At 43.4% G+C, this 11,187-nt stretch carries 10 protein-coding genes and 2 pseudogenes; 3 read left to right on the top strand and 9 right to left on the bottom strand.

Translation table 11 applies throughout. The features are described from left to right. Nucleotides 1-38: 38 nt before the first annotated feature. From FKN05_RS03930 to cmoA, 6 genes and pseudogenes are all read right to left on the bottom strand, one after another. Nucleotides 39-1,013 (bottom strand): alpha-L-glutamate ligase-like protein, encoded by a 975-nt coding sequence (locus FKN05_RS03930; RefSeq protein ID WP_099612337.1) that lies wholly within the window; start codon nt 1,011-1,013, stop codon nt 39-41. Between the two features lies 1 nt (nt 1,014). Next, nucleotides 1,015-2,523 (bottom strand): inactive transglutaminase family protein, encoded by a 1,509-nt coding sequence (locus tag FKN05_RS03925; protein WP_170886938.1) that lies wholly within the window; start codon nt 2,521-2,523, stop codon nt 1,015-1,017. A 17-nt stretch (nt 2,524-2,540) separates the two neighbouring features. Beyond that, nucleotides 2,541-2,975: pseudogene (locus FKN05_RS16885) on the bottom strand (retropepsin-like aspartic endopeptidase); the annotation flags it as partial. A 101-nt stretch (nt 2,976-3,076) separates the two neighbouring features. Further along, a pseudogene (locus FKN05_RS16880) lies at nt 3,077-3,290 on the bottom strand (ATP-dependent Zn protease); the annotation flags it as partial. Between the two features lie 113 nt (nt 3,291-3,403). Then, nucleotides 3,404-4,375, bottom strand: a complete 972-nt coding sequence (gene cmoB / locus FKN05_RS03915) for a tRNA 5-methoxyuridine(34)/uridine 5-oxyacetic acid(34) synthase CmoB (RefSeq protein ID WP_099612338.1) — start codon at nt 4,373-4,375, stop codon at nt 3,404-3,406. A gap of 77 nt (nt 4,376-4,452) precedes the next feature. Continuing rightward, nucleotides 4,453-5,181, bottom strand: coding sequence for a carboxy-S-adenosyl-L-methionine synthase CmoA (cmoA, locus tag FKN05_RS03910; protein WP_099612339.1), 729 nt, complete (start codon nt 5,179-5,181; stop codon nt 4,453-4,455). 424 nt (nt 5,182-5,605) lie between these two features. Here cmoA and aspS point away from each other — a divergent pair, with 424 nt between their 5' ends. Both aspS and FKN05_RS03900 read left to right on the top strand, forming a co-directional pair. Then, nucleotides 5,606-7,381 carry an aspartate--tRNA ligase gene (gene aspS, locus FKN05_RS03905; RefSeq protein WP_170886936.1) on the top strand — a complete coding sequence of 592 codons (1,776 nt, stop codon included), beginning with the start codon at nt 5,606-5,608 and terminating at the stop codon, nt 7,379-7,381. Nucleotides 7,382-7,529: 148 nt separating this feature from the next. Continuing rightward, nucleotides 7,530-8,108 (top strand): thymidine kinase, encoded by a 579-nt coding sequence (locus FKN05_RS03900; RefSeq protein ID WP_099612655.1) that lies wholly within the window; start codon nt 7,530-7,532, stop codon nt 8,106-8,108. A gap of 42 nt (nt 8,109-8,150) precedes the next feature. Here FKN05_RS03900 and FKN05_RS03895 read toward each other — a convergent pair whose 3' ends face one another. From FKN05_RS03895 to FKN05_RS03885, 3 genes are all read right to left on the bottom strand, one after another. Beyond that, entirely contained in the window at nt 8,151-8,783 is a 633-nt protein-coding gene (locus FKN05_RS03895; RefSeq protein WP_099612340.1) for a YdcF family protein, read from the bottom strand. After that, complete coding sequence (locus FKN05_RS03890) at nt 8,776-9,606, bottom strand: NAD(P)H-binding protein (RefSeq protein ID WP_170886935.1); 831 nt, start codon at nt 9,604-9,606, stop codon at nt 8,776-8,778. Before FKN05_RS03890 ends, FKN05_RS03895 begins: the two co-directional genes overlap by 8 nt. A gap of 98 nt (nt 9,607-9,704) precedes the next feature. Beyond that, nucleotides 9,705-9,941 carry a TIGR02647 family protein gene (locus FKN05_RS03885; protein ID WP_099612342.1) on the bottom strand — a complete coding sequence of 79 codons (237 nt, stop codon included), beginning with the start codon at nt 9,939-9,941 and terminating at the stop codon, nt 9,705-9,707. 257 nt (nt 9,942-10,198) lie between these two features. Between FKN05_RS03885 and focA the strand changes: the two genes are divergently transcribed. After that, nucleotides 10,199-11,041, top strand: a complete 843-nt coding sequence (gene focA, locus FKN05_RS03880; RefSeq protein WP_099612343.1) for a formate transporter FocA — start codon at nt 10,199-10,201, stop codon at nt 11,039-11,041. The last annotated feature ends 146 nt before the right edge of the window (nt 11,042-11,187 follow it).

Here is an 11,187-nt window from a genome sequence, read left to right as displayed (position 1 = left end):
TTTTTGTATCGGCAGAAATAGATTAGCGGTTTGGTCACTTATTTTTCTGGGTTACCAAACTGTTTTGCCGCATAAGCTACCCGTTCAGCTGGGGTCGGATAAATCAATGATGAACCTAAATTTTCAATATGTTGGAGACGAGGAAGCAAACCAGCACCATTGGCGGTTTGAATGGCTAGCCCCGGACGAGCATTGAGTTCGAGCACCATGGGGCCTTCTTCTTTGTCGAGTACCATATCTGTCCCTAAGTAACCAAGCCCGGTCATTTCCCATGCACTGGACGCTAAGGTTAAAAGCCGTTCCCAATGTGGTACGGTCAGGGTTGAAAGATCTTTGCCGGTATCCGGATGATGGGTGACTGGACGGTTAAACTGAACGGCACGCACAGCCTTACCGGTAGCGATATCCATTCCAACCCCGACCGCTCCTTGGTGCAGGTTTGCTTTTCCATCGGAGGCTGAAGTCGATAAACGCATCATCGCCATAACGGGATAACCTTTAAAAACGATAATTCGTACATCAGGTACGCCTTCATAGCTAAAGCCATCAAAGCAATCATCAAACTTGATTAGGTTTTCTATCACGGCAACGTCATTTTTACCGCCTAATGAAAATAATCCAGCTAAAGCGTTGCTGATGTGCCTTTCAACATCTTCCTTAGTAATGGTTGAACCGGATGGTTTGGTATATAGCCCATTTTGATGAGAACTAATGACTAAAATTCCCTTTCCCCCACTACCACGAGCTGGCTTAATAACAAAACCAGGCCAGTGCTCAACCATGCTATGAATTCGTTTTACATCACCTTGGTTGCTGATCACACCAATTAATTTAGGCACCGTACAGCCTGCTCGTTGAGCAATTAATTTTGTTTGCAGTTTATCGTCAACCAAGGGGTATTTAGAGCGGTCATTATAACGGCCGATATAACTGTGGTTACGTTTGTTCATCCCCATGATCCCTTTGCGGCGCAATTTGAAAGGGGAGGTGTACTCAGAAAGAGAGAGAAACATCTTAATCTCCATCCACCAAAGGTTTAAAGCGACGCAACTCAGTGATACGGTAACCGGTATAGGTTCCGAGCAATAAGATAGCGGCTAACACAACCAGCTGTAAGCCAATAAAGTTGAAGGTAAGATGCTGGACATAACTATTTGTCATCGCTAAATAGATCAGCACGGCAGTTAATAGTGAACCGCCACCTTGTAGAATGACTTCTTTTGCTCCTTCTTCTTCCCAGAGAATGGACATACGTTCAATGGTCCATGACAAGATGATCATCGGGAAGAATGTGATGGTTAAACCTTCGGTTAACCCAATTTTGAACGCCACCACGGTAAAGACAGAAATAATTAAAATAACCGAGATAATGACGGCCGATATACGAGCAACTAGTAATAAATTGAGTTTCGATAAATAACTGCGGATAATCAGACCGGTACCGACAATCAGTAGGAAACCCACAATGCCAGTGGTCAGTTGTGTTTGTACAAAGGCCACGGCAATCAGTACTGGCATAAAAGTACCAGAGGTTTTCAAACCGATGATGATACGTAAAAATACCACGATCAGAGCACCAATAGGAATAAGCATAATCGTTTTAAACATTGCTTGCTCTTCCAAAGGCAAGCTATGAATCGAGAGATTGAGTAAACCATCTGCTTCCACTTTACTGGTCGTGGCTTGCTGGGGAGAAACCTCTTGCGCAATCATGGTAAAATGAACTTGGCTATTTTGGCCGCCGATCACATCCAGTAGCGAAATATTCGATTCGTCCCATACTAAAAGGTTAGGTTGAGTGGGTTGAATCCCCGTTTCTGGATTGAATAAAACCCATTTCCCCCCATCCCAGACTTGATTCATATGTTGAATGGACTGACGACGACGACCATCTTCTAGCTTAATCACGCCGACTACTTTATTAGCAATATGCTGGTAAGAGAGTAATTTTTGTGCCGCGTCGACTTTACTCATTTTATTCAAAAGTAAAGCGGCATTTTGGTTTTCGCTGTCATTGAGCGTTTTTATTAGCTCACGAGTAAAAGTAACTTCATCGGCAGAATGACGATTTGCCTGCTCAATGAGCGCAATCGCTGCGATTTCTTCTGGCCCATCAAAGGTGGGTTTGTTGAGCGTTTGAACCGGAGGAATCGGCGTACTTTTCGCTTGCGGGTCGACTAAAAATTGCGCCTTATAGTAAATGGTTTGTGGCCCACTGGCTTGACGGATAGACCACTCGGCACGTCGCCCGCTATCGGTGCTAATGTAAGAAATACCATAACCGGGCGAGGAAGCATTTTCGCCCACTAAGGTAAAACCATCTTGTGTATGAGGCGCGGCTAGGGAAACTTTAACTTCTTTTCCTTGGGCATTAAACTCAATACGCGCTTCAATATCCCATACTTGGCGGGTTTCTCCCGGTGTCCAAGGTACGCCATAACTTTGGTGGCGTATCATACTTAAGGTAATACCGACCGCAACCAGCAAGAAAATGGATAAATAGAATGGAATTCGTGATGTCATAACTGACCTTATGTATTTTATTTTGTTTCTGTCTGAATGTATTTCCGACTCACATCCACGACTGCAATGTCACGGATAAACTCTCTACCGAGTAGAATCGGATGGCTCATTTGCGAACGGTCAGCCAGTGTAAATTGTGCTTTTTCATGAATTGCACCCAGTTTTACCCATAATTCAACGACGGGACGACGCTCCGTTTGTTCGGCGGTTGATTGACGGATACGCACAAACCGTACGATAGGCGCTTCTATCCAATTTGTTTCATCTTTGACACTGTCATCACCACCGAGGTGGAAACGTACCCAGTTTTTCCCGTTACGCTCAAATTCTTCAACATCAATGGCATTTAAAGAGGACGTTGCAGCGCCTGTATCGACTCTGGCATCAAAGGTTTGTTCGATAGCATCAAGGGTCACTTTCTCAATTTCACCCAAAACCACATCATGACGCGGCACGCTTGGTGTGGTGTTACTGGCGACCGACGAGTTTGGAGTTTGAGAGACTTCTTTGGTCACAATGACAGGACGATCGGCTAAGGTTTTTAGTGTTTTGAGCTGGTCTTTGAGTTCGACAAGCTGGGTTTCGAGGCTGTCGATATAATCCATTTGGTTACTAATATGCAGCTCTAAATTTGTCATTTTGTTGGAGATATTGGATTCGGAGCGATGAATGGCAGCCAGCGTCGTTTGATGGTATTCGTCGCCTTTTAAAAGTGTGCAACCAGAGAGCAGGCTAAGTGCGACAAGAGGGACTATTCGCTTAAACATTTGCGACCTTATTTTTATTGGTAGTTTGTTTCATTAGTTATAGCAAAAGATGCGCAGCACATCCTTTGCTAGGGTAGACTTATACGCCAATGAGCGGGTTAAAACTGTGTCAATTATGGTTTTTTGGCAATTAAAATTGCCCGTCTTGGCGCTGGGTATCCTTCAACCGTTTTACTTGCATCATCAGCATCAATGTAGTCGGGGAGAGAATTATGCGTCATCCATTCTGTGGTTCTTTGCTCCTCGAATGAAGTGGTATTTTCATCAACGATACGGACATCGACAAACCCGACTTTTTCTAACCAACCTTTGAGCGCTTTGGCGGAAGGAAAAAAGTAAACGTTACGCATTTGAGCATAGCGATCAAACGGCACTAATACTGCATTTTCATCCCCTTCAATCACTAAGGTTTCTAGAACCAATTCTCCGCCTTCGACCAATTGACTTTTTAGTTGCATCAGGTGATCTAGCGGCGAGCGTCGGTGATATAAGACGCCCATACTAAATACCGTATCAAAGGCTTGTAACATCGGGAGTTGTTCAATGCCTAATGGAACGAGATGGACGCGCTGATCGTTCCCCATTAACTTGCGAACCGCTTCAAATTGAATGAGAAACAGTTCTGATGGGTCAATGCCGATCACTTGGTATGCGCCTTCACCGAGCATACGCCACATATGGTAGCCGTTGCCACAACCGACATCCAATACTGAGCGACCTTTTAACGGTGAAATATGTGGCAGAAGGCGATCCCATTTCCAATCACTTCGCCACTCGGTATCAATATGAATACCATGAAGAAAATAGGGGCCCTTGCGCCATGGATGAAACGTTTTTAGCAAGTTTTCTAACTTCTTCTGCTCTCCGGTCGCCAGTGGCTGGTGGTTGTAGACATTCACTGCTGTTTTTAAATCAACGGTATCTGGTGGAGTATCAGAAATTTTATGTAAAGCACGTAACCAGCGATCCAGATCGCCATGAGGTTTTTCTTGCCAATCAGACAGTTGCTTAGGCAGAACGTCTAACCAAGGCTGTAGACGAGTATCTTGAGCAAGGCGTTGATAAAGTGGACCAAAATTAAACATGGAATGTGTTCCTAAATCGTGCACAAACCCGATGTCCAAACAAAAGTGATGTGTGATTGGCCATGGGGTCGATAGAATTATTTTATGGCGAACATAGAGCCGAAATTAAAGCATTGAAACCAGACTTCGTAGCTTGAAAAACCCAACTGTTTAAAGCGTTTTTTATGGCTCTCTACCGAATCAGGACGCATGACGTTTTCGATAGCACTGCGTTTTTGACTAATTTCTAACTCGCTATAGCCATTAGCGCGTTTAAAGTCATGGTGTAAATCGATCAATAGCTCATGAGCGCTCTCATCAGGGAAGATAAATTTCTCTGAGATAATTAAAATTCCGCCCGGACGCAAGCCTGCATAGACTTTTTCAAGCAGTGTATAGCGATCGTTAGGCGATAAAAACTGTAAAGTAAAATTAAGTACCACTACCGATGCATTCTCAATCGTCACATCACGAATGTCGGCTTCAATGATTTCGACCGGGGTATCAGAACGGTAAGCATTCACGTGTAGTTTACAGCGTTCAACCATCGCCGATGAATTGTCTACCCCAATGATTTTACAGCCTTCTTGCTTAATGTGGCGACGCATAGAAAGTGTGGCCGCCCCTAAGGAGCAACCTAAGTCATATAAATGGCTATGCGGTTTTGCAAAGCGTTCAGCAAGCATGCCAATCGCCGATATAATATTACTGTAGCCTGGCACTGAGCGCTGAATCATATCGGGGAAGACTTCGACCACCCGTTCATCGAAGGTAAAATCACCGATTTTTTCTATTGGGGCTGAGAATATAGTGTCTTTTGAGCTCATAGGAGCACCTTATGCCGGTATCAATTGAACTAAATGTATCGCTCAAAGATGGAAAAGGGGCACATTTTATGAAAATTTTCAGTTTCTGTCATTAGGGTCTGTGGTGGGAACGTGGTTCGTTCGGTTACTTCTATGGGGAGCACCCAACATGCCTACTCAATAAAACGAGGACGCGTTTCTTTGAAGAAGACGCTATTTTAGCGCTATAATCAGCGCCAATTTTTCCATTGCTGGTGCTTTAATCAAAATCTGCTTGATTATTAAGCAAAGTAAAGCGTGCGGAATAAAACACAGTAAAATTATATTCTGGAAGGTCGATCTTCACCCGCTTTCAGCGTATAAATGGAACCATGTGTCGTAGGGATAATCGTAGTATCTGCGGCTTGAAAATTAGATGATAAATATAGAGGTTGGGAATTTCATTATGCGTAGCCATTATTGTGGTCACCTGAACAAGTCCCTTGCAGGACAAACCGTAGAATTATGCGGTTGGGTTAATCGCCGTCGTGACTTAGGCGGTCTTATTTTTATTGATATGCGAGATCGTGAAGGTATCGTTCAGGTTGTGGTTGATCCCGATATGGCCGATGTATTTTCTGTCGCCAACCAACTTCGTAATGAATTTTGCATTCAACTCACCGGTGAAGTCCGCGCTCGTCCAGATAGCCAAGTTAACCATAGTATGGCAACCGGTGAAGTGGAAGTTTTGGCCTCAGCATTACAGATTATTAACCGTTCTGATGTATTACCACTCGACTTTAACCAGAAAAACTCAGAAGAACAGCGTTTAAAATATCGTTACCTTGATTTACGTCGTCCAGAAATGAGTGACCGTATTAAGTTACGCGCTAAGGCCTCAAGTTTTGTTCGTCGCTTCCTTGATAATCAAGGTTTTTTAGATATTGAAACCCCAGTACTGACCAAAGCAACACCAGAAGGTGCTCGTGATTATCTTGTGCCTAGCCGAGTTCATAAAGGGAGTTTTTACGCGCTGCCTCAGTCTCCTCAGTTGTTTAAACAACTATTAATGATGTCTGGTTTTGATCGCTACTACCAAATCGTAAAATGTTTCCGTGATGAAGATTTACGTGCCGATCGTCAACCAGAATTTACCCAGATCGATATTGAAACTTCATTTATGACAGCGGATCAGGTGCGTGAGGTGACCGAGCAAATGATTCGTGAGATGTGGCATGAGTTACTCGATGTTGATTTGGGGCCGTTCCCTGTCATGTCATACAGTGAAGCCATGCGCCGCTTTGGTAGCGATAAGCCCGATTTACGTAACCCGATGGAGCTTATCGACGTCGCAGATTTACTCAAGGCGGTTGACTTCAAAGTGTTCTCAGCACCTGCCAATGATGAGAAAGGTCGAGTTGCCGCACTTCGCGTGCCGGGTGGCGCAGCGTTATCTCGTAAACAGCTTGATGAATATACGACATTTGTTGCTATTTATGGTGCGAAAGGCTTGGCATGGTTAAAAGTTAATGATGTGAATGCCGGTATCGATGGCATCCAGTCACCTGTGGCTAAGTTTCTCAATGAAGCCATCGTAAATGCTATTATTGAGCGTACTCAAGCCCAAGATGGCGATATTATTTTGTTTGGTGCAGATAAAGCCAATGTTGTAGCGGAAGCGATGGGAGCTTTGCGTCTTAAAGTTGGCAAAGATCTTAACATTACCAATGGAATGGCTTGGGCTCCTCTTTGGGTGATCGATTTCCCCATGTTTGAAGCGGATGAAGAAGGCAATATTGCCGCCATGCACCATCCATTTACTTCACCATTGAATATGACCGCCGAACAACTAAAAGCAAACCCAAGCGAAGCACTATCAAATGCTTATGATATGGTACTCAATGGGTATGAAGTCGGCGGTGGCTCGGTTCGTATTCATGATGCAACCATGCAAGCGGCGGTGTTTGATATTTTAGGAATTGATGAGCACGAACAACGCTTGAAATTTGGTTTCTTACTTGACGCGCTTAAATTTGGCACACCACCACATGCTGGATTAGCCTTTGGCTTAGACCGCCTTGTGATGTTGTTGTGTGGTACAGAAAACATTCGTGATGTGATTGCGTTCCCGAAAACGACGGCAGCCGCATGTCTATTGACCGATGCGCCTAGCATGGCTAATCCTGCCGCTTTGGACGAGTTAGCTATTGCGGTTAATCTGGCTCAAGCAAAAGCAGAATAACCAAGATTCTTTTACTTTCAAGACTCTTTTACTTTAGGGTGGCAATGCCACCCTTTTTTATCGCCATATTGTCAGTCAGATAAATCCACAGCTTATAAATATTTGCTACAATAATGCGCTTTTTATGTTTTTAAAGGAAAACTTTCCGTTGGCTCAGATGTATTTTTATTACTCAGCAATGAATGCGGGTAAATCGACCACTTTATTGCAATCTTCCTTCAATTATCAAGAACGGGGAATGACTCCGGTTATCTTTACCGCCGCGATAGACGATCGTTTCGGGGTCGGTAAAGTGTGTTCTCGTATCGGTCTGGAAGCGGATGCTCACCTTTTTCAACAAGAAACTGATTTACTCGAAGCCATCACGGTTCTCAACCGTGAGCAAAAACGCCATTGTGTTTTAGTCGATGAATGCCAGTTTCTGACTCGTCAACAAGTCTACCAGTTAACAGAAGTGGTCGATAGACTAGGTATTCCGGTCTTATGTTATGGGTTACGGACTGATTTTTTAGGTGAACTGTTTGAAGGTAGTAAATATTTGCTGTCGTGGGCAGATAAATTGATCGAGTTGAAGACCATTTGCCACTGCGGACGAAAAGCCAACATGGTAATTCGTACCGATAAAAATGGTCAAGCAATCTCTGAAGGTGATCAAGTCGATATTGGTGGTAATGATCGATATGTTTCAGTGTGTCGTCAGCACTATAAAGAAGCATTAGGACGATAAAGTTTGAGATTAAATCAGGATGGGAAACCCATCCTGATCGAGTCAAATCGTAAGTGGTTTGAGGGCTTGGTGAGCAAGCAACACATCATCTGGAATCATTTGTTCTATTTGAAAACCTTGCGCAGGATAATGCTGAATACGTTCAAAATCTTCGACTAAAGCTTGAATGATAAAATCTAAGGTTAAGTCTTCAGTGAGGTAATCAAATAGTGTGTCCGAAGAAGAAGTCACTTGGAGTAATTTTAGTTGTTCAGGCCACTGTTTCATAAACGTCGCATAAGCTCTGCGTTCCATATACGGCTTATGAGCAACCAAAATACGCTCTGTTTTTATTCCCTTTTCTTTTAGTAATTGATAACTCAACAAGACATTTTCACCACTATGGGTGGCCTGAGGCTCAATTAAAATAGCGTCACTTGGTAAACCGCATTCTTTTGCGATCTGTGCAAAGGTTTCTGCTTCACTTTGATCAAATAACCCTTGGGTAAATCGTCCAACATTACCAGAAAAAAGCACCCATGGTGCTAACCCTTGTTGATAGAGATGGCAGGCCACTTCGGCGACCCGAGTGTCATTACTCCCAGGCACAATAATAACATCGGCAGGCTGAAGCACATGACCCATTTGCATAAATTGCCACAGTGTTTCTAAATGTTGATAAAGATGGTTACTCATGGTGATCTAATGCCTTTAGCGTATCAGAATAATGAAAAGAAAAACCGGCATCGAGCAGCTTGTTGCAAAGGATACGTTTATCGGCAAGATGCACGATAGGGGGCAGTGGGGTCTCAGCGTTGACTGACTCAAGTGCCGCTTGATAAAACACAGCTTTACTCACGGTATTAGGCGTCGTGACGTTGACCACTTGGTGGCTTAGGTGTTGGAGAGAAAAATCAATGGCACGAATGGCATCGATTAAATGCAGCATGTTCGCGGGCGCTAAATCACTGACTTGAGAAAGTCGTGCGGCAAATCGGGCTGGATGTCGATTGGGGCCGATAAGCCCACTACATCGTAGTAAGGTATAATCAATCCCACTGTCAATCACAGATTGCTCAGCGGCTAATAAAATGTTGGCTTTTTCTGAAAAAAGATCATTATGCTTAGTAAGCGACAATGAGGCATCTGATTCCAACATCTCTTTTGCTTGGTTTGGATAGACGCTGGTTGAGCTGATCATAATGATTTTTTTTACTTGTGCGCGTTTAGCTTGGGCGACCAACGTTTGCCAGCTTGCCATGTACTGTGTCCCTTGCTGCACGCGAAAGCCAGGAGGAAAGCAACCGATCAACGTGTCACAGCGATTATGGATTAATGTCTCCGCTAATGCCTCAGCTTGGGGTAATTGGCAAACAAAACCAGTAATGCCTTTTGCTTCTAATTCTATCAGCCTTTGTTGGCTGGTACGGCTAGCACAAACCCAATGACCGGCTTGCTGTAAATGCAGTGCAAGAGGTAGGCCCAACCAGCCTGCTCCTATGATGGCGATCCGTTGCATGTGATGACTTCTGTGAGTAAACGTACTGTCTATACTAAGGGGTGCTGATTAGAAATACCAGAACCCTAAGTCATGGTCGGTGACTTAGGGAGCCGTCATTAAGGGTGGGAGAGAACTTGTAAAATGCGATCCGCTTGCTCAGCCATGACAATGCCTTCATGAGTAAGGTACCCACCGTCTGGTAAAGTACATAGCCCTTTATCATACAGGCGTTGAACGGCATTTTTGATTGTTTCTGCCGCATCAGTGTGGACTTTGATTCCGGTTGCTGCACTGCTGACATCAAACTGAAGTAGCAGGTTTAATTCATCAAGGTGATGGGGTGAAAACTTCATCGCAAACCCTCTATGGTTAATTTCTTTTTACCATAAAGGGCGACGCTGGAAGACGCAATTATTATGCGGTAGAACTGTTATCTTGAACCATTATGTGTTTTTTTTGCGCATTTATCTGGTCAGGGAAAGTGCTATCTTTGTGCTAAGAATCACGTTTAAAACATTTTTAGTAAACCTGAACAATAACCCTTGAATAATCGTAGAAATAGAGCGATTATCCGCCATTCTTTTGTGTGTATCAAAATGTAACATTATTTATGGATCTGAACCAATTTGACTCTCTTCTTCCACCACAAATGGCTGAACGTGCGGCGGTAACAGGGGAAAGTAAAGCAACCAAGCCTATCTACAAATCATTTTTATTAGCCATTTCTGCGGGTATACATATCGGCATTGCTTTTATTTTTTATACGGTGGTCACGACCGGAGCCCAAGATATTCCTTATGGTATTACTAAATTAATCGGTGGCTTAGCTTTTAGTTTAGGCCTTATTCTAGTTGTGATTACTGGTGGTGAATTATTTACCAGTTCAGTATTAACTTTGGTAGCCAAAGCCAGTGGAAAAATCTCGTGGCCTCAATTAGTAAAAAACTGGATCGTGGTTTACTTTGGTAATTTATGCGGTTCTGTTTTGCTTGTGGCTATTATGCTTTCGACTCGGCAATTTATGGAGGATGGCGGTCAGTTGGGGTTGAATGCGATGGCTATTGCTGAACATAAGCTGCACCATGGATTCTTCCAAGCTTTTTCGCTCGGGTTAATGTGTAATATCTTGGTCTGTCTGGCCGTATGGATGACATTCAGTGCGCGTTCATTAACGGATAAAGTTATGGTATTGATCTTACCGGTGGCGATGTTTGTTTCGTCAGGCTTTGAACACTGTATTGCGAATATGTACCAAGTTCCGATGGCTATTGGCATTAAGTATGTCGCGCCTGAAAGCTTTTGGCAGGTGACAGGGGCAGATATAACTCAATATGCAGATCTAACCATGGTTAACTTTATCATGAATAATCTGATTCCTGTAACATTAGGTAATATTGTCGGCGGTGGTGTGTTCGTTGGTATATGGTATTGGTTGATATACCTTAAAGATTAATCAATTTGGGATAAAATCGTCATAAGTGGGCGATTTTATCGCTTTGTTATCCACATTTTCTGTGGATAAGTTGCTTTAAAGCCCGTGAGTAACCTTAACTCTCTGATTTGCTAAATTAATATTTCATTTATTTTGTTTCATTAGGC

Origin of the sequence: Vibrio sp. 1-1(7) (genome assembly GCF_013048485.1) — a bacterium.
In the GTDB taxonomy this organism is placed as follows: Bacteria; Pseudomonadota; Gammaproteobacteria; order Enterobacterales; family Vibrionaceae; genus Vibrio; species Vibrio fujianensis.
The sequence above is the reverse complement of the archived record's forward strand: the minus strand, read 5'-3'. Positions and strand labels throughout refer to the sequence as shown.